Genomic DNA, 18,749 nt, shown 5'->3' on the forward strand with positions numbered 1-18,749 from the left:
AAACTGACGCCACGTCAGCTAACGTCCCCCTTCGCCCGCCCACCCACATCCGGCGAAGGGGGACTTCTCCATGCCCATCACCGTGGCCCGGTTCAATCTCGTCGACCCGAACGGCACCCCCGAGACCCTCTCCGCCCGGTACAAGGCGGCCCTGGAGATGGCCAGGTACGCGGACGACCGCGGGATCGACACCATCCAGACCGAAGAGCACCACGGCACCGACAACAATTGGCTGCCCTCGCCGTTCGCCTTCGCGGGCGCGGTCTTCGGCGCCACCCGCCGGATCGCGGTCACCGTCTCGGCGATCATCGGCCCGCTGTACGACCCCCTCAAGGTCGCCGAGGACGTCGCCGTCCTGGATCTGCTGAGCGGCGGCCGCCTCGTCACGGTCGCGGGCATCGGCTACCGGCCCGAGGAGTACGAGCAGCACGGCGTGGAGTGGGGCCGGCGCGGGCGGCTCCAGGACGAGCTGCTGGAGACCCTGCTGAAGGCGTGGACCGGCGAGCCGTTCGAGTTCCGCGGCCGTACGGTACGGGTCACCCCGCGGCCGTTCACCCGGCCGCACCCGATGCTCCTGGTCGGCGGCAGCTCGCAGGCGGCGGCCCGGCGCGCGGCCCGGCTGGGGCTGCCCTTCTTCCCTAGCGCGCACCTGCCGGAGCTGGAGGCGTACTACCACGCGAGGCTCGCGGAGTACGGCACCGAGGGCTTCTGCATGATGCCGGCCGCCGAGACCCCGCTGCTGCACATCGCCGAGGACCCGGACCGGACGTGGGCCGAGCACGGCGAGCGCTTCCTGCACGAGGCGGGCATGTACGCGTCCTGGCAGTCCAAGGACATCCGCAGCGCCGTACGGTCCGCCGCCCGCTCGGTGGCGGAGCTGCGCGCGGAGGGGGTGTACCGCATCCTCACCCCGGACGAGGCGGTGGCGTACGCCCGCGCCGCCGGCGAGGCCGGGAACCTGGTGTTGCACCCGCTGTGCGGCGGGATGCCGGTCGACGAGGGCTGGCGGAGCCTGCACCTGCTGTGCGAACAGGTACTGCCCCGGCTCAAGGACTGAGCCGGGGCAGTATCGAGGAGAGGGGTGTTGGCGGGGGTGGTTACCCCATCTCCTCCAGCGCCTTGCCCTTGGTCTCCGGCACCCACTTGAGGATGAAGGGGATCGAGAGCAGGGCGAAGACCGTGTAGATGATGTACGCGCCGGACAGGTTCCAGTCCGAGAGGGTCGGGAACGACACGGTGATGACCCAGTTGGCGATCCACTGGGCGGCCGCGGCGACGCCGAGGGCCGCGGCGCGGATGCGGCCCGGGAACATCTCGCCGAGCAGCACCCAGACCACCACGCCCCAGGACAGCGCGAAGAAGAGCACGAAGCAGTTGGCGGCGACCAGGGCCACGATGCCCTGGGCGTGCGGCAGGGCGATGTCGTCGCCGACCCCGGACTTGAACGAGAACGCCCAGGCGGCGAGCCCCAGCGAGATCGTCATGCCGACCGAGCCGATGAGGGCCAGCGGCTTGCGGCCGATCCGGTCCACGAAGATCATCGCGATCACCGTGCCGATGATGTTCACGACCGAGGTCTCGAAGGAGTACAGGAACGAGGCGCTCGGGTCGATGCCGACGGACTGCCACAGCGAGGAGCTGTAGTAGAAGATCACGTTGATGCCGACGAGCTGCTGGAACAGCGACAGGCCGATGCCGACCCAGACGATGGGCAGGAAGCCGAAGCGCCCGCCGAGCAGGTCCTTGAAGGTGGACTTGTGCTCGGAGCGCATGGCGTGCTCGATCTCGGCGACGCGCCCTTCGAGGTCCACCTGCGAACCCTCGACCTCGGCGAGCACCTTCTTGGCCTCGTCGGTGCGGCCGACGGAGACCAGGAAGCGGGGGGACTCCGGGATGACGAAGGACATCAGCCCGTAGAGCGCGGCCGGAACGACCATGACGCCGAGCATCCACTGCCAGGCTTCCAGGCCGCCGATCTTGCCGCGCTGGTCGCCGTCGGCGAGGTTCAGGATCCCCCAGTTGACGAGCTGGGAGACGGCGATGCCGATGACGATCGCCGCCTGCTGGAAGGAGGCGAGCCGGCCGCGGTACGCGGGCGGGGAGACCTCGGCGATGTAGGCCGGTCCGATGACGGAGGCCATGCCGATGCCGAAGCCGCCGACGACCCGCCACACGGCCAGGTCCCACAGGGCGAAGGGGAGGGCAGAACCGATGGCGCTCGCCGTGAAGAGGACGGCGGCGATCTGCATGCAGCGGATACGGCCGATCCGGTCGGCGATGCGGCCCGCGGTGGCGGCGCCGAACGCACAGCCGATCAGCGCGGCGGCGATCACCTGGGCGAGGGCGGCGGGGCCGATGTCGAAGCGGTCCCGGATCGCGACGACGGCGCCGTTGATGACGGAGCTGTCGTAGCCGAAGAGGAATCCGCCCATGGCCGCGGCCGCGGTGATGAAGATGACGTGCCCGAGGTGGTCGGGGTGTGCCGCCCGACCACCGCCTGCCGCGGGGACGTTCGCTGTGCTGCTGCTGGTCAAGGTGTGCTCCGTGGGGGGTTTCGTCCGTCCTACCAGTGGCGCACAGTTCAAGATCGGGCACCACCCGAGGGCGGGAGACAGCGGAGCGAGCCTATGTGTTCATTTCGTGAAGTCAATAGGCGGTGTGAAGTTCGTGTAAGCCAGGAACTGCCACCTTTGAGTTCACTTCTTGAATATAAGCGGGTTAGCGGAGTCGCTGGCTGATGACCTTCGAGACGCCGTCGCCCTGCATGGAGACGCCGTAGAGCGCGTCGGCGACCTCCATCGTCCGCTTCTGATGGGTGATCACGATGAGCTGCGAGCTCTCCTGGAGCTCCTCCATGATCCGGATCAGCCGCTGCAGGTTCGTGTCGTCGAGCGCGGCCTCCACCTCGTCCATCACGTAGAACGGGCTGGGCCGGGCCTTGAAGATGGAGACCAGCAGCGCCACTGCGGTCAGGGAGCGCTCGCCGCCGGACAGCAGCGAGAGCCGCTTGACCTTCTTGCCGGGCGGGCGGGCCTCGACGTCCACGCCGGTGGCCAGCATGTTGTCGGGGTCGGTGAGGATCAGCCGGCCCTCGCCGCCGGGGAACAGCCGCGAGAACACCCCCTCGAACTCGCGGGCCGTGTCCCGGTAGGCCTCGGTGAAGACCTGCTCCACGCGCTCGTCGACCTCCTTCACGACCTGAAGGAGATCGGCCCGGGTCTTGCGCAGGTCCTCCAGCTGCTCGCTGAGGAACTGGTGACGCTCCTCCAGGGCCGCGAACTCCTCCAGGGCGAGCGGGTTGACCTTGCCGAGCTGCTGGTACGCGCGCTCGGCCGCCTTCAGCCGCTTCTCCTGCCGGTCCCGTACGAAGGGGCCGGGGCGGTTGCGCGGATGTTCCGGGTCCTCGGGCAGTGCTTCGCCCTCGGCGGGCGGGGAGGGCGGCACCGGCTGGTCGGGCCCGTACTCGGCGACCAGGCCGGCCGCCTCCATCCCGAACTCCTCCAGGGCGCGGCCCTCGACCTGCTCGATGCGCAGCCGCTTCTCGGCGCCGAGCACCTCGCCGCGGTGGACGGAGTCGGTGAGCTTGTCGAGCTCGCCCTTGAGGTCGCGGCCGCGGCCCCGGGCCTCGGCCAGTTCGCGCTCGCGCAGTCCCTTGGCGTACTCGGCGGCGGCCCGTTCCTGTTCGGCCCGGCTCAGCGACACCTCCACGTGCGCGAGCAGTTGCCGGGCGCCGTCCGCCACGGCCCGGGCCACCTGCGCCTCGCGGCGCAGCCGCTCCCGGCGCCGCTCGGCGCGGGCGCGGGCCTCCCGCTCCGCGCGGGCTCCGCGGTCGAGTGCGTCGGCGCGTCCGGCCAGCCCCTTGACCCGCTCCTCGTGGGTGCGCAGCTGCAGCCGCGCCTCCATCTCGGTCTGGCGCGCGTTGGCCCCGTCGGCGGCGAGACGGTCGCGCCGGGAGCTGTCCGGCTCCTCCTCGACCGGCATCTCCTGCGCCACCTCGAGCCGTTGCGCGCACTCCTCCACCTCGGCCAGGGCCTGCTCCAGCGCGTCCTGCGCCTTGGCCGCGGCCGTGGTGCAGCGCTCGGCCTCGCCCGCGGCCCCCTTGGCCTGCCCGGCGAGGCGGCCGAGCTGCTGGGCCACCCCGGCGCGGGCCTGCTCGGCGGCGCGGCGGCGTTCGCCTAGCTCCTCCACCCGGGCCGCGCCGTGGGCGCGGCGGGCCTCGGCCGCCTGTTTCGCCCCGTCCAGTTCCAGGCACTGCCCGTCGAGCCGGGCCAGCTCCGCGACCGCCTCGTCCACGGCGGCCTGTACCTCGATCAGGCTGGGCACCCCCGCGGAGCCGCCGTGCGCGAGATGCGCCCCGACCACGTCCCCCTCCCGGGTGACGGCCACCGCGTCGGGCCGCTCCGCGACGAGTGCCTCGGCCTCTTCGAGGGACCCGACCACGAAGTGGTCCCGCAGGATCCATCCCACGGCCCGCCGCGCTTCGGCGTCGCCGCCGACCAGCGCGGCCGCGGGCACGCCGGTGGCGGCTTCGCCCGCGGGTCCGCGGCCGGTGCTCCGCAGATCCAGCCCCGCCGGCGTATGAGGCACGAGGCCCGGGGCGGGGCCCGGCGCGGCGCCCCGCACATCCAGCCCCGCCGGCGTTTGAGGCGCGGGGCCGGGCAGCGCCCGGTCTCGGGGAGGGGCAGGGTGGGGGAAGGCTCCCCCGGTCCCGGTCCCGGTCCCGGTCCCGGTCCCGGTCCGGGGCTGGGGCTGGGGCTGGCCGGGCAGGACGGCCGACCCGGCGGCATCCGCGCCCCGGTCCGGGAGAGCACCCGGCGGGGTGATCAGGAACGTGGCCCGCCCGGCGTCGGCCGCGCGCAGGTGCCGGATGGCGGCGGCCGCGGCCTGCGGCGAGGCCACGGCCAGCGCGTCCGCCGCCGCACCCAGGGCCGCCGCGACGGGGACCTCGTACCCCGGGGTGACGCAGAGACGTTCCGCCGCCGGACCCATCAGCCCGGCCAGCCGATCCCGCGCGGCCAGCAGCGCGCCCGTACCGTCCTTGCGGCGCAGCCCCAGCGCCAGCGCGTCATGCCGCGCCGACACCGCCGCCCGCGACCGCTCGGCCGCGGCCAGGGCGTCCCGCGCGGCGGACAGCCCGGTTTCCGCCGCCGCCAGCTCCGCCCGCGCGGCCTCGTGCTCCGTGTCCGCCGACGGGTCTTCGAGCCCGCCGACCTCTTCCGCGAGCGCCTCGTACTCCGCCTGCGCGGCGGCGGCGCGCGACTGCGCCTCGTCCCGCGCCGCCACCAGCCGGTCGATCTCCGCCTGCGCGGCCCCGGCCCGGGAGCGGGCCGCGCCCAGGCGCCCCGTCAGCCGGGCCAGGCCCTCGCGCCGGTCGGCGACGGCCCGCGCCGCGTCCCGCAGCCGTCGTTCCTCCTCGGCCAGCGACCGCTCCAGCTCGGCCCGGTGCTCGACGGTGTCCTCCAGCGCCCGCGAGGCCGCCTCCAACGCGGCCGTCAGTTCCGCCTCCTGCTCGCGGATCCGCTCGGCCTCCTGCTCCATGCTTTCGGGGTCCCTCGAATCCGCGCCGCGCCGCTCCTCCTCCACCGGAGCCGTCGCGCTCTTGACGCGCGCGTCCGCCAGGGAAGCGGTCCCCCGTACCCGCTCGGCCAGCTGCGACAGCTCGTACCAGGTCTGCTGCGCGCGCTGGAGGCGCGGCGCGAGTTCCCGTACGGCCTCCTCCAGTTCGGACTCCCGCCGCACCGCGCCCGCGAGCTGCGCCTCGGCCGTCTCCTTGCGCTCCTTGAGCGCGGTCTCGTCAGCGATCTCCGCGTCGAGGGCGCGCTTCAGCGTCACGAGGTCGTCGGCGAGCAGCCGCAGCCGCGCGTCGCGCAGGTCGGCCTGGATCACGGCGGCCCGGCGGGCGACCGCCGCCTGCCGGCCCAGGGGCTTGAGCTGCCGCCGCAGTTCGTCGTTGAGGTCCTGGACGCGTGCGAGGTTGGCCTGCATCGCGTCCAGCTTCCGCAGCGCCTTCTCTTTCCGCTTGCGGTGCTTCAGTACGCCGGCGGCCTCCTCGATGAAGGCCCGTCGGCCCATCGGGTCGGCGTGCAGGACGGAGTCCAGCTGGCCCTGGCCGACGATGACGTGCATCTCGCGGCCGATGCCGGAGTCGGAGAGCAGCTCCTGGATGTCCAGCAGCCGGCAGGTGTCACCGTTGATCTGGTACTCGCTGCTGCCGCCGCGGAACATGATCCGGGTAAGGGTGACTTCGGCGTAGTCGATGGGCAGCGCGCCGTCGGAGTTGTCGATCGTGAGGGAGACCTCGGCCCGCCCCAGCGGCGGGCGCCCCGTGGTGCCCGCGAAAATGACGTCTTCCATCTTCCCGCCGCGCAGGGACTTCGCCCCCTGCTCCCCCATGACCCAGGACAGCGCGTCCACCACATTGGACTTGCCCGAGCCGTTCGGGCCCACCACGCAGGTGATCCCGGGCTCGAAGCGCAGGGTGGTCGCAGAAGCAAAGGACTTGAAGCCACGCAGGGTCAAGGACTTGAGGTGCACGCCGCCGGACTCTACCTTCCGCGTCCGGTTTCACCCATGAAGGTACGGGGGACGCGCGCCCGCGAGAAAGAAAGAAGGGACGCCGAAGCGTCCCTTGCAGATCATGCTGGGCTGGAGTCGAGCGACGATGAGCGCGGATCAGGTGAGCGCAGGCTCCGCCTGGGGTACGTCGATGTCGATGCTGTCCAGCAGCGAGTCTCCGTGCTGAGCGGCGGCCGCGTTCAGCGCGTCGTTTTCAGACTGAATCCGTACGAGCTCGGACTCGAGGTCCTGGACGCGCTGCTGAAGCCGTCGCATCTCGGCGAGGAGTCGCGGGTCGGAACCGCCGACGTAACCGAGAAGCGCCTTTGCCATGATGGATGGTCCTCCACACTGAGTGACCGACCGAAGCGGTGTGGGTCGTGAGGGAAACGCACCCGCGGATGTCCGGCAGCGACTGTCAGTCACTGCGCTTAATACTGCCAACACTGCCAAACAGCTCAGGTGCGCGGGGCTTCCAGCGTCTCACCAAAAAGTTTGACGGTCAACACGATCACGCCCTGTATCGGCGGGCAGCCCGGCCCTCGCAAGGGGCGTGGAGATCATCCTCGTCTCCGAGCCTTCCACGGATCGGCCGGGTCGGCAACGCGTCGGCGGTGAATGCGCAGATCCGACCATGTGCGGACCATCGCGCAATGTGTTCAGTACATGATCAGTCGATCGGTCACCGGATCGCGAAGCCGTCGTAGCCACCGCGCGGTGTGCCCCAGATCTCTGTCACCCCGTCCACCCGCCCGGGCGTGTCGGCGGAGCCGAGCCATTCCAGGAGCCGGTGGCAATTCTCACGTTGACCTTCGGCCACGACCTGCACTCGACCGTCGTCGAGGTTGAGCGCGAAGCCGGCGAGGCCGCCGATCTCCAGAGCATTGGCCCTGGTGAACCAGCGGAAGCCCACTCCCTGTACACGACCGCGCACCCAGGCGGTCAGCCGGACATCTTCGTTCATGCGTGAACGCTAACCGGGCAAACACTTTCGGGGCACGTCGCCCCCCTTGCCCCATGGCGTACAGTCGCGCAGCAATGAGCTCACCCGTTCGGGTGAGTAGAGACTGATCTTGATCTTAGCTACTGCAAGGAAGGTACGCCGCGATGGGACGCCACCGACTCCACGCCGCGCCCGGCCGCGGCCAGCGCCGTACCGCCGTGCGCACCGGTCTGCTCGGTGTCTCCGTGGCCGTGGCCCTCGGCACCGCTGCCGTCACCACCGGCATCGTGCCGGTCGGCGCCTCCTTCCCGTACGTGGGCGTCTCGGGCGTGGGCTCCGACACGAAGACGGAAGCCAAGGCCAAGGCCGGCGACCAGGCCTCGCCGAGCCCCGACAGCTCGGTGGAGCAGCAGGGCGGGCTCGCCAACCTCTCCGGCCGCGCGTCGGACGCCCCGGACGCGGCCACGGGCTCCCCGTCCCCGTCGGCCTCCCCGTCCCCGTCGGCCTCCCCTTCCCCCTCCCCCTCGGCCACTCCGAGCCCGTCGCCCTCCACGAAGGCGCCGGAGCCGCAGAAGACGCCCGAGAAGAGCGCGGCCCCGGCCCCGGCGAAGCCGGCGGCGCCGAAGACGTCCAAGCCCGCGGACCCGCCGGCCACCGACGGCCACTCCGCGGAGGAGGCCGCCGTGGTGACCCTGGTGAACCAGGCCCGCGCCCAGGCCGGATGCGGTCCGGTACGGGCGAACCCGCCGCTCGCGGCGCTGGCCGGGGCCTTCAGCAAGGACATGGCCACCCGGGGCTTCTTCGACCACACGGACCCCGACGGCAACACCCCGTGGGACCGGGCGACCAAGGCCGGGCTCTCGGGCCTCGGCGGCGAGAACATAGCCCGCGGCCAGGGCGACGCCGACGCCGTGATGAAGGCCTGGATGAACAGCCCGGGCCACAAGGCGAACATCCTCAACTGCGAGTTCCGCACCCTGGGCGTCGGCGCCCACTTCGCCGCCGGCGGCCCCTGGTGGACGCAGGACTTCGGCTTCTAGAGCGCCGGGCCGCCAGACCGCCTCGGTCAGACCGCCTCGGTCAGACCGCCAGGACCGCGCGGCCGGCGAGCACGACACGGGTGTGCTCGGCGACGCGCCGGCCGAGGTGCTCGGCGGTCGCGACGTCGGCCTTGTGGACCGCTTCCGCACCCTCGTCGGCGTTGGTCTGGGCCGCGGCCCCACCGAAGAAGCCGAGGCGGTTGAGGTCGTTCTCGGATGCGGTGGTGGAGTTCCAGCCCGGCTTCAGGCCCAGGTTGACCCAGTTCATGCCGTGCTGCGCGGCCAGCGTCTGGAAGAAGTTCAGCGTGTGGCCCTTGTCGCCGCTCTTGGAAGCGGAGTTCGTGAAGCCCGCGGCGACCTTGTCCTGCCACACGTCGCCGAACCAGCGCTTCGAGGTGGCCTCGGCGAAGACGTGGAAGGCGCCCGAGGCGGTGCCCATGTAGGTCGGGGAGCCGAAGACGATCGCGTCGGACGCGTCGAGGAGCTCCCACTGCGCGTCGTCGATCTCGTCGACCTTGATCAGGTGGACCGTCGCCCCGGCCTCGGCGGCACCGGCCCGGACGGCCTCGGCGACGACGGCGGTGTGGCCGTAGCCGGAGTGGTAGGCGATCGAGACGACGGGGGTGTGCGTGATACCGGACAAGGCTGATCTCTCCCTCAAAGGAACACTGCTGTGTGACGAGGGAAAGAGAATCACTAACTTTCAGAAAGCGCAACCCATCAGTTAGCGCCGCCCAGAGGTACGCTGTAGGGCATGGAGACCCCCGTTTGCCGCGAAGCCGCCAACGCCGAACTGCCGTTCGACGTCTTCGGGCGCGCCTGCCCGTCCCGCGAGACCCTGGAACACGTCACGGGCCGCTGGGGCAGCCTCACGGTCGGCGCCCTGCGCGACGGACCGTGCAGGTTCAACGAACTACGCCGCCGGGTCGATGGCGTGAGCGAGAAGATGCTCTCCCAGACCCTGCACGCGCTGGAGCGCGACGGCATCGTCAACCGTGAGGCGCAGCCGACCAACCCGCCGCGCGTCGACTACGAACTGACCCCGCTCGGCGCCGAAGTCGCCGACCGGCTGCTCGCGCTGATCCACTTCCTGGAGGGCAGCATGCCGCTGGTGCTGGGCGCGCGGGAGTCCTACGACGCCCGCGGCGGCCGCTGACAGCGCGGGCAGAAGTAGCTGGACCGGTTCATCCACGGCCGGCGCCGCATCGGGGTCCCGCAGCGCCGGCACGGCTCGTCCTCGCGCCCGTAGGCGTCGAGCGAGCGGTCGAAGTACCCGGATTCCCCGTTCACGTTCACGTAGAGGCTGTCGAAGCTCGTACCGCCGACCGCCAGGGCGGCGTTCATGACGTCCCGGACATGCCCGAGGAGTTCCGCGCTCCGGGGGCGCGTGAGCGTGTCGGTGGGGCGCTCGTAGTGCAGCCTGGCGCGCCACAGCGCCTCGTCGGCGTAGATGTTGCCGACCCCGCTGATCAGCGACTGGTCCAGCAGCGCCCGCTTCACGGTGCTCCGCTTGGCCCGCAGCGCCAGGTGGTAGGCGACCTCGTCGAACAGCGGGTCCAGCGGGTCCCGCGCGATGTGCGCGATGACGTCGGGCAGCCCGTCCGTACGGTCGGCGGCGACCTCGTGCAACGACAGCCCGCCGAAGGTCCGCTGGTCCACGAAGCGCAGCTCGGTCCCCAGGTCGTCGTCGAACCGCACCCGGATCCGCAGGTGCTTCTCGTCCGGCGCGTCCTGCGGTTGTACGAGCAGCTGCCCGCTCATCCCGAGGTGCCCGAGCACGGACAGGTCCCGTCCTTGCAGGGGCAGCCAGAGGTACTTGCCGCGGCGCTGCGGCACCCCGATGGTCTGTCCGCCGAGGCGCGCGGCGAAGTCCGCGCCGCCCCCGAGGTGACGCCGTACGGCCCGGGGGTGCAGCACCTCGACGGACTCGACGGTGCGCCCCGCCACCCAGCGCTCGAGTCCCCGCCGCACCACTTCGACTTCGGGCAGCTCGGGCACGGCGGTCTCCTCCGGGGGATGGACGCGGAACGGGAACGAGAAACCCCGCCGCACACAAGTGCGGCGGGGTCACTGCAAAGGAACTTCAGGCACTCGGCGTCGGATCGGCGGGCGTCGGCGCCCCGTCGTCCTCGGCCGTGGCTTCGGTCCCGGCCGGAGCCGGGGCCTCCACCGCGGCGGCCGCGGAAGCCGCGGCGGCTGCCGCGATCCGCTCGTCCGCGGCGGCGCGGATACCGCGCCATGCGGACTCCGCCGCCTGCTGCTCGGCTTCCTTCTTGCTGCGGCCGGTGCCGGTGCCGTACGAGACACCACCGACGCGGGCGGCAGCGGTGAACGTCTTCTCGTGGTCCGGGCCTGTCTCGGTGACCAGGTATTCCGGAACGCCGAGACCTTCGGCCGCCGTGAGCTCCTGGAGACTGGTCTTCCAGTCCAGGCCGGCACCGAGGTTGGAGGACTTCTCGATGAGCGGGTCGAAGAGCCGGTGAACCAGCTCCGAGGCCGCGTCGAGGCCCTGGTCGAGGTAGACCGCGCCGATCACCGCTTCAAGGGTGTCGGCGAGGATGGATGCCTTGTCCCGGCCACCCGTGCCCTCTTCGCCCCGGCCGAGCCGGATGAAGAGACCGAGTTCGAGGCCACGCCCGACCTCCGCCAGTGCGCGTGAGTTGACCACCGCGGCCCGCAGTTTGGCCAGCTGGCCTTCCGGCAGATCGGGGTGGGTCGTGTACAGCGTGTCCGTGACCACCAGGCCCAGCACGGAGTCCCCGAGGAACTCCAGCCGTTCGTTGGTGGGCAGACCGCCGTTCTCGTACGCGTATGAGCGGTGGGTCAGCGCACGCACCAGAAGGGCGGACTCGAGTTGGTACCCGAGCCGCCCTTCCAGAAGCGTGTGGGACGAGGCCGCGTTGTTACTGTCTGCCTGCTTCTCAGCGTTGGACAGCTCAGACATTGCGCCTCTCACCAGCCGCTCAGACCTCGAGGACCTGGCGCTTGTTGTAGGTGCCGCAGCTCGGGCACGCAATGTGCTGGAGCTTCGGCTCCTGGCAACGCTCGCACGAAACCAGGTTGGGGACCGCAGCCTTCCACTGCGACCGGCGGTGGCGCGTGTTGCTGCGCGACATCTTCCGCTTCGGAACAGCCACGGCTACTTCTCCTGCTTCTCGGCGGCGCCCTGAACTCCGTCAGAGGCAGTGCCGCTCATGTTGTCCTTCTCGTCGTCCTGATCGGTCACGACGAGTCCCTGCAGTGCCGCCCAACGGATGTCGACGGCGTCGTGGTGGTGGTCCGGGTCGTCGTTCAGGCTGAGCCCGCAATCGGGGCACAGTCCGAGACAGTCCTCCCGGCACACCGGCTGCATGGGCAGTGCAAGCACTACCACGTCACGCAGCACGGGTTCGAGGTCGAACAAGCCGTCCTCGAGGAAGAGCGTGTCCTCGTCGTCCTCGGCGTCGTCGGCCGGCTCCGCCTTGGAGCGGTTCCGGTCGTCGGCGTCAGGGTACGAGAACATCTCCTGGAAGTCCGCCTTGAGCTCTCGCTCGACGGCCTCCAGACACCTTACGCACTCCCCTGCGGCCGATGCACGGGCGGTGCCTGTGACAAGCACACCTTCCATGACCGACTCCAGGCGGAGGCTGAGCTTCAGCGGGGCGCCTTCCGGTACCCCGATGACGCCGGCGAGACCGAGGTCCGCCGGTGCCGCGATCTCACGGGACAGCCGCTGCATGGCACCAGGACGCCGACCCAGCTCGTGCGTGTCGAACACGAGGGGGTTGTGGTGGTCAAGGCGGGTATTCAGGGCCGTTCCTGCTTTCGCGGTGTGTCAAAACTGCTGAAGATCAAAAATTCCGCCGCTCGAGGGCAGCATGGATCGCGGTGCATACGCGCGACCGAAGAGCCAGGATACCCGTCGCTTCGCTCTGAGCCCAATCCAGGTGCGGAGGGGAAGTCAGCGGCCCTGTTCGTACTGGCGCAGCTGATCCAGGTTGATCATGCCCGTGTCGAAGAAGCTGGTCTCGTCGAGCGCGGGCTGTTGCTCCTGCTCGGCCTGCTGCCCCTGCTGCTGGTAGGCCGCGTACGGGTCGGGCTGCTGCTCGTAGGAGACGGCGTACGGGTCGGGCTGCTGCTGGACCTGCTGCTGGTAGCCGTAGGGGTCCTGGTAGCCGTACGCGTCCTGCTGCTGGTGCTGCACCGGCTGCTGGTAGGCGTACGCGTCGTACGCGGGCTCCGGCTGCGCCTGCGCCGGGATCAGGGGAGCCACCGGGGCCTCCGGCTCGGCCAGGCCCGCCAGGAAGTCCGCGTCGCTCCCCGAGCGGGACTGCTGCACCCCTGCCGCGTCCTGGGCGGCGATGTGCGCACCGAGGTCGTCCGTGGGCACCCGGCCGAGCAGCTTCTGGCGGCCCCGGCCGACGGCCTCCAGGGTCTTGGCGAGCACCGCCTCGAAGGTCGCCAGCTTGCCGTCCACGTACGCGTCAGCCTGCTCGCGCTGCGTCTGCGGGTCGTGGCTGCGCTCGGGCGCCTCCTCGTCGGGGAAGCCCTGGTCGTCCAGGCCAGGGCCGCGGCCCAGCAGCTTCTCGCGGCCCCGGTCCACCGAGCCGATGGTCTTGGTGAGCACGACCTCGAAGTTCGCGAGCTTGCTGTCCACGTAGTCGTCCGCCTCGGCGCGGATCTCCTCGGCCTCCCGGCGGGCCTCCGCCAGGATCCGGTCCGCCTCGTCCTGGGAGCGCCGGGCCACCTCGGTGTCGGAGATCAGCGAACCGCGGTGGGCGTGCGCGGACTCGATGATCCGCTCCGCCTCCCGGCGGGCCTCCTCGACCATCTGCTCCCGGCCGCCGATGAGCTCCTGCGCCTGCGCGAGCGACCCGGGCAGGGCCTGGCGTACCTCTTCGAGCTGCGCGAGCAGCTCGGCGCGATTGATCACGCAGGAGGCCGACATGGGCATGGAGCGGGCGCCGCCGACGGCCGCGACGATCTCGTCGAGCTTCTTCTGCACGTCCATGGGGGCTCGCACTCTCTCGGCCTCGGGCGGTTCCTGAGACGGACGGGACGACTTTAAGGCCACAGGGCGGGCGCCCGACACCGCCTGAGGCGCCGTCAGCGCGTCAGCGGTTCGCGAGGCGCTCGATCAGCGCCGCGTGCACGTGGGCGGGCAGCAGGTGGGCGACATCGCCGCCCCAGGCGGCGACCTCCTTGACCAGGGAGGAGGACAGGAAGCTGTAGGTCGGGTTGGTCGGCACGAACAGCGTCTCGACGCCCGAGAGCCCCATGTTCATCTGGGCCATCTGGAGCTCGTAGTCGAAGTCGCTGACGGCGCGCAGGCCCTTGACGATGGCCGGGATGTCCCGCTGCTTGCAGAAGTCGACGAGGAGCCCGTGGAAGGACTCGACCTCGACGTTCCCGTAGTCGGCGGTCGCCTCGCGGATCAGCTCGATCCGCTCCTCGACCGTGAACAGGCCCTGCTTCGACTGGTTGATCATCACCGCGACGTGCACGACGTCGTAGAGCCTGGAGGCGCGTCCGATGATGTCGAGGTGTCCGTTGGTGATGGGATCGAAGGACCCCGGACAGACGGCGCGGCGCAACTGAACTCCCTCGTTCATGAGTTTTCGCTGGTGAAGGCGGCGCGACCGTACCAAAGGGTGCCCTCGCCGTACTTCCGCGACCGGAGCGGCTCGAAGCCCACGGGCCACGGGAAGGCGCCGCTCCTGGTGCTGCGCTCCACGGTGACGAGCGCATCGTCGGTGAGCCAGCCATTGGACCGGAGTGTGAGGAGGATCTCGCGGAGGTCCCCGTGCTCCACGGCGTACGGCGGGTCCAGGAAGACGATGTCGTACGGGTCCCCGCCCGCCACGGCGGAGACGATCTGCTCGGCCTTGCCCGGCCGGAACTCGGCTCCGGGCAGGCCCAGCGTCCTGATGTTGTCCCGGATCGCCTTCGCGGCCTTGGCGTCGGCCTCCACCAGCAGGGTGTGGGCGGCGCCGCGGGAGAGGGCCTCCAGGCCGACGGCGCCGGAGCCCCCGTACAGGTCGAGCACGCGCGCCCCCTCGACGCCGTGCAGCGACTCCCAGGTGGAGAAGAGGCCTTCGCGCATCCGGTCCGAAGTCGGCCGGGTGCCGGTGCCCGGGGGCACGGCCAGCCGTCGCCCGCCGGCGCTGCCGGCGATCACGCGGGTCATCTGGGGGGTCCTTCAATCCTCGGGGACAACGGGCACCCCCATTGTCAGCCCTTCTCCAGGTACTGCTCCCGTTCGGTGTCGAGCAGGGCGTCCAGTGCGGTCTTCAGACCCGCCAGGCCCGCCAGCTCGGGATCGGCGGCGACCACGCGGGTGGCCTCCTCGCGGGCCTGGGCGATGACCTCCTCGTCCTCGATGACGGCGAGCATGCGCAGGGAGGAGCGGACGCCGGACTGGGCCTGGCCGAGGACGTCTCCCTCGCGGCGCTGCTCCAGGTCGATGCGCGAGAGCTCGAAGCCGTCGAGGGTGGCGGCCACGGCGGCGAGCCGGGCCCGGGCGGGGCTGGCCTCGTGCATCTCGCTGACCAGCAGGCACAGGCCCGGCGCGGAGCCACGGCCGACACGGCCGCGCAGCTGATGCAACTGGGAGACGCCGAACCGGTCCGCGTCCATGATCACCATCACCGTGGAGTTCGGGACGTTCACCCCGACCTCGATGACGGTGGTGGCGACCAGCACCTTGACCTCGCCGGCGGCGAAGCGGCGCATGACGTCGTCCTTGTCGGCGGGGTCCATCCGCCCGTGGAGCACCTCGACGCCCAGTCCGGCCAGCGGCCCGCGCGTCAGCTGTTCGGCGATGTCCAGCACCGCCAGCGGCGGGCGCTTGTCCCCGTCCGCCTCGGCGGCGGCCTTCTTCTTGGGCTCGTCCTCCCCGTCACCGATGCGCGGGCACACCACGTAGGCCTGGTGGCCGTTCTCCACTTCCTCCCGGACCCGCTCCCAGGCCCGGGCCAGGAAGTGCGGCTTGTCCTTGGCGGGCACCACGTGGGTGGCGATCGGGGAGCGCCCGGCCGGCAGCTGGTCGAGGACCGAGGTCTCCAGGTCGCCGAAGACGGTCATGGCGACCGTGCGCGGGATCGGGGTCGCGGTCATCACCAGCAGGTGCGGGGGCTGCTTGCCCTTGGAGCGCAGCGCGTCGCGCTGCTCCACGCCGAAGCGGTGCTGTTCGTCGACGACGACCAGGCCGAGGTCGTGGAACTGGACCTTGTCCTCGATCAGCGCGTGGGTGCCGATCACGATCCCGGCCTCGCCGGTGACCAGGTCGAGCAGCGCCTGGCGCCGCGCGGGCATCCCCATCGACCCGGTGAGCAGCACGACCTTGGTGCCCTGGTCGGAGCCGCCGAGCATGCCTCCCTCGGCGAGCTCGCCCATCATCTCGGTGATGGACCGGTGGTGCTGCTGCGCGAGCACCTCGGTGGGCGCGAGCATCGCGGCCTGCCCCCCGCTGTCCACGACGGCGAGCATGGCCCGCAGCGCGACCATCGTCTTGCCCGAGCCGACCTCGCCCTGGAGGAGGCGGTGCATGGGGTGGCTGGTGGCGAGGTCGTCGAAGATCTCCTTCGAGACGGTCTGCTGGCCCTCGGTGAGGGTGAAGGGGAGTTTGGCGTCGAAGGAGTCGAGGAGGCCGCCCGGGGTGGGGCGGCGGGGGACCGCGGGGAGTTGGGAGTCGGCGTGCCGACGGCGGGCGAGGGCGACCTGGAGGACGAAGGCCTCGTCCCACTTCAGGCGCCGGCGGGCGTCCTCGATGTCGGCCTTGGTTGCCGGCCGGTGGATCTTCAGCAGGGCCTCGGTGAGCGGGACCAGCCCGCGGCCCTCGCGCAGGGCCTCCGGGAGCGGGTCCAGGACCTCCTGCGCACTGGGCAGCACCGCGTCCACGCACTTGGTGATCTTCCAGGACTCCAGCTTCGCGCAGGCCGGGTAGATCGGGATGAGCTGGCTCGCGAAGGCGGCGGCCGCATCGGTTTCGCCGGCGTCCTTGCCGAGCGGCTCGTAGGCGGGGTGGGCGAGCTGGAGCTTGCGGTTGAACATCGAGACCTTGCCCGCGAACATCGCGCGGCTGCCGGGCAGCAGTTCCTTGTGCGGCTTGTGGACGCCCGCGCCGAAGAAGACCAGCTGGAGCCGGCCGTTTCCGTCGGTGATGGTCACCTCCAGCCGCTTGCCGCCGCCGCGGCTGCCCTGGTAGGTCAGCAGCCGGGCGTCGGCGACCTGCGCGACGACGGTCACGTGCTCGTCGATCTGGTCGGCGAGCTCGGCCAGCGAGGTCAGCTCGCCGCGCTCCGCGTACCGCCGGGGGTAGTGGTGCAGCAGGTCCAGGGCCGTGTGCAGGCCGAGCTGTTCGGCCAGCACCTTCGCGGTGGCGGGGCCGAGCGTCTTCTTGAGGTCTTCGTCGAGCGCGGGCACGTGTTCCATTGCACACCATGGCGCTGACAAGCCCGCTATTCCACCCCGATGAGGAGCGGCGCCGAGTAACGCCCGCCGTGGTAGGTCACGGTGTCCACGGCCAGGTGCCCGTGCTGGACGTACGCCTCCAGGCGCTCGGCGAGCGCGTCCGGCACCTCGGGGCCCAGCACCAGGGTGACGAGCTCGCCGCCGGAGCCGAGCATCCGCTCCAGGACGGCCTCCGCCGTCTGCGGCAGGCCCGAGCCGATGACGGCCACGTCGCCGTCGATGAGCCCGAGCACGTCGCCGGCCTGGCAGATGCCGGCCGAGGTGAAGGACTGCCGTTCCGCGACGGCCAGTTCCGCGTACCGGGTGGCGCCGGCCGCCGCGGTCATGGCGACCACGTCCTCGTCGAAGCTGCCGTCCGGGTCGTGCACGGCGAGGGCGGCCAGGCCCTGGACCGCCGACCGGGTGGGGATCACCGCGACCCGGACGCCGTCGGCGCGGGCCTGCTCGGCGGCGGCGCCCGCGGCCGCGCGCAGCTCGGCCCCGCCCGGGAGCAGCACCACCTCGCGGGCGTGGGCCCGGCGGATGGCGTCGAGCAGTTCGGCTGCGGTGGGCGGCTGCCCGGGGCGTGCGAGCACGGTGGTGGCGCCCGCCTCCCCGCACAGCCCGGCCAGTCCCTCGCCGGGGAGCACGGCGACCACGGCCCGCTGGGCGCGCTCGCCCCTGGCCCGGCGCCGCTCGTCACCGAAGTGGGTGATGCGGATCCGGTACGGCCGGCCGGCGGCCACCCCGGCCTCGACGGCCGCGCCGGGGTCGTCGACGTGGACGTGGACGTTCCACAGGCTGTCGCCGCCGACGACCACCAGGGAGTCGCCGAGTCCGTCGAGCCGCGTCCGCAGTTCCCCGACCGCGGCTTCGCCGGCCTCCAGCAGGTAGACCACCTCGTACGCCGGCCCCTCCTGCTCCCGCGCGCACGGCTGCGACGGCTGCGGCACGGGCACCGCCCGCCCGCGCACCGGGTCGGGGGCCACCTCCTGCCCGGAGAGCGCCTGCCACAGGGCCCCGAGTACGGCGACCAGCCCGCAGCCCCCCGCGTCGACCACCCCGGCCCGCCCGAGCTCGGCGAGCTGCCCCGGGGTTTGCGCCAGGGCCGCGCGGGCCCCGTCGTAGGCGGCCCGGGCCACGTCCGCCGCGGTCCCGGCGGCTGCTTCGGCCGACTCCCCGGCGCGCGCGGCCGCGGCGGCGACGGTGAGCATGGTGCCCTCCACCGGGTGCGCGACGGCCTCGTACGCCTCCTGCGCGGCCCGGGTCAGCGCCTGGGCGAGCAGCCGGCCCGGCCCGCGTCCGGCGGGCTCGTCGCCCAGTACGTCGGCCACGCCGCGCAGCAGCTGCGCCAGGATCGTCCCGGAGTTCCCCCGGGCGCCTATGAGCGCGCCGTGCGCGTAGGCCCGTACGGCCCGGGACAGGGAAGCGGCGGCGGTGCCTGTGGCCTCGGTCACGTTCCCGACGGCGGCCCGGAGCTCGCGGTCGGCGGACTCGGCGGTGAGGTAGAGGTTGGTGCCGGTGTCGGCGTCCGCGACGGGGTAGACGTTGATCGCGTCGATGTCCTCGCGGGCCCGGCCCAGTGCGGCCAGGGCCAGCGAGCTCCAGGTGCGCACCGCTTCGGCGTCGAGGGTGTGCGGGCCAGGCTCGTGCGCCACCGGGCGTTCCTCCTTGTGCGGGCCAGGGTTCACCGCAGGGTAACGAAGGACGGCCACGGGGTCTTGACCCCGGGGCGGGACGGGCGGCGGACATGGTAGTTTTCTTGGACCGAAGCAGTCGTT

The 18,749-nt window shown here is 71.8% G+C and carries 17 protein-coding genes; 3 read left to right on the forward strand and 14 right to left on the reverse strand.

The genetic code is table 11. The features are described from left to right. Positions 1-70: 70 nt before the first annotated feature. The gene (locus ACFWBF_RS00950) at positions 71-1,057 is read left to right on the forward strand and encodes an LLM class flavin-dependent oxidoreductase (protein ID WP_385593081.1); all 987 of its coding nucleotides are present in this window, start codon (positions 71-73) and stop codon (positions 1,055-1,057) included. A gap of 40 nt (positions 1,058-1,097) precedes the next feature. Here the strand turns inward: ACFWBF_RS00950 and ACFWBF_RS00955 are convergent, their stop codons facing one another. From ACFWBF_RS00955 to ACFWBF_RS00970, 4 genes are all read right to left on the reverse strand, one after another. Then, a complete protein-coding gene (locus tag ACFWBF_RS00955; protein ID WP_385593083.1) occupies positions 1,098-2,534 on the reverse strand; it encodes a sugar porter family MFS transporter in 1,437 nt (478 codons plus the stop codon). Between the two features lie 184 nt (positions 2,535-2,718). Beyond that, positions 2,719-6,534, reverse strand: a complete 3,816-nt coding sequence (locus ACFWBF_RS00960; protein ID WP_385593086.1) for an AAA family ATPase — start codon at positions 6,532-6,534, stop codon at positions 2,719-2,721. 138 nt (positions 6,535-6,672) lie between these two features. Then, entirely contained in the window at positions 6,673-6,888 is a 216-nt protein-coding gene (locus tag ACFWBF_RS00965) for a hypothetical protein (RefSeq protein ID WP_031144198.1), read from the reverse strand. Between the two features lie 349 nt (positions 6,889-7,237). Continuing rightward, complete coding sequence (locus ACFWBF_RS00970; protein ID WP_385593088.1) at positions 7,238-7,519, reverse strand: acylphosphatase; 282 nt, start codon at positions 7,517-7,519, stop codon at positions 7,238-7,240. 143 nt (positions 7,520-7,662) lie between these two features. Between ACFWBF_RS00970 and ACFWBF_RS00975 the strand changes: the two genes are divergently transcribed. Then, entirely contained in the window at positions 7,663-8,538 is an 876-nt protein-coding gene (locus tag ACFWBF_RS00975; RefSeq protein ID WP_385593091.1) for a CAP domain-containing protein, read from the forward strand. A 40-nt stretch (positions 8,539-8,578) separates the two neighbouring features. Here ACFWBF_RS00975 and ACFWBF_RS00980 read toward each other — a convergent pair whose 3' ends face one another. Then, entirely contained in the window at positions 8,579-9,181 is a 603-nt protein-coding gene (locus ACFWBF_RS00980) for a flavodoxin family protein (RefSeq protein ID WP_385593093.1), read from the reverse strand. A gap of 111 nt (positions 9,182-9,292) precedes the next feature. On the opposite strand from ACFWBF_RS00980, the gene ACFWBF_RS00985 reads away from it, so the two are divergent. Next, positions 9,293-9,694 (forward strand): winged helix-turn-helix transcriptional regulator, encoded by a 402-nt coding sequence (locus ACFWBF_RS00985; protein ID WP_385593095.1) that lies wholly within the window; start codon positions 9,293-9,295, stop codon positions 9,692-9,694. Here ACFWBF_RS00985 and mutM read toward each other — a convergent pair. The 9 genes from mutM to ACFWBF_RS01030 form a co-directional block, all read right to left on the reverse strand. Continuing rightward, positions 9,670-10,536 carry a bifunctional DNA-formamidopyrimidine glycosylase/DNA-(apurinic or apyrimidinic site) lyase gene (mutM, locus tag ACFWBF_RS00990; RefSeq protein ID WP_385593098.1) on the reverse strand — a complete coding sequence of 289 codons (867 nt, stop codon included), beginning with the start codon at positions 10,534-10,536 and terminating at the stop codon, positions 9,670-9,672. The two genes, ACFWBF_RS00985 and mutM, sit on opposite strands and share 25 nt — an antisense overlap. 85 nt (positions 10,537-10,621) lie before the next feature. Beyond that, positions 10,622-11,482 (reverse strand): ribonuclease III, encoded by an 861-nt coding sequence (rnc, locus tag ACFWBF_RS00995; RefSeq protein WP_385593101.1) that lies wholly within the window; start codon positions 11,480-11,482, stop codon positions 10,622-10,624. 19 nt (positions 11,483-11,501) lie between these two features. Next, positions 11,502-11,675, reverse strand: coding sequence for a 50S ribosomal protein L32 (gene rpmF, locus ACFWBF_RS01000; protein ID WP_053675094.1), 174 nt, complete (start codon positions 11,673-11,675; stop codon positions 11,502-11,504). A 2-nt stretch (positions 11,676-11,677) separates the two neighbouring features. Continuing rightward, on the reverse strand, positions 11,678-12,328 hold the full coding sequence (locus tag ACFWBF_RS01005; RefSeq protein ID WP_385593229.1) for a YceD family protein: 651 nt from the start codon (positions 12,326-12,328) through the stop codon (positions 11,678-11,680). 150 nt (positions 12,329-12,478) lie between these two features. Further along, complete coding sequence (locus tag ACFWBF_RS01010; RefSeq protein WP_385593104.1) at positions 12,479-13,528, reverse strand: DivIVA domain-containing protein; 1,050 nt, start codon at positions 13,526-13,528, stop codon at positions 12,479-12,481. A gap of 103 nt (positions 13,529-13,631) precedes the next feature. After that, a complete protein-coding gene (gene coaD, locus ACFWBF_RS01015; protein ID WP_385593232.1) occupies positions 13,632-14,111 on the reverse strand; it encodes a pantetheine-phosphate adenylyltransferase in 480 nt (159 codons plus the stop codon). Positions 14,112-14,125: 14 nt separating this feature from the next. Then, complete coding sequence (gene rsmD, locus ACFWBF_RS01020) at positions 14,126-14,704, reverse strand: 16S rRNA (guanine(966)-N(2))-methyltransferase RsmD (protein WP_385593107.1); 579 nt, start codon at positions 14,702-14,704, stop codon at positions 14,126-14,128. 44 nt (positions 14,705-14,748) lie between these two features. Next, on the reverse strand, positions 14,749-16,950 hold the full coding sequence (recG, locus tag ACFWBF_RS01025; RefSeq protein WP_385593110.1) for an ATP-dependent DNA helicase RecG: 2,202 nt from the start codon (positions 16,948-16,950) through the stop codon (positions 14,749-14,751). 26 nt (positions 16,951-16,976) lie between these two features. After that, positions 16,977-18,626 carry a DAK2 domain-containing protein gene (locus tag ACFWBF_RS01030; protein WP_385593112.1) on the reverse strand — a complete coding sequence of 550 codons (1,650 nt, stop codon included), beginning with the start codon at positions 18,624-18,626 and terminating at the stop codon, positions 16,977-16,979. Positions 18,627-18,749: the final 123 nt, after the last annotated feature.

The organism is Streptomyces sp. NPDC060028 (genome assembly GCF_042736725.1).
Classification (GTDB): domain Bacteria; phylum Actinomycetota; class Actinomycetes; order Streptomycetales; family Streptomycetaceae; genus Streptomyces.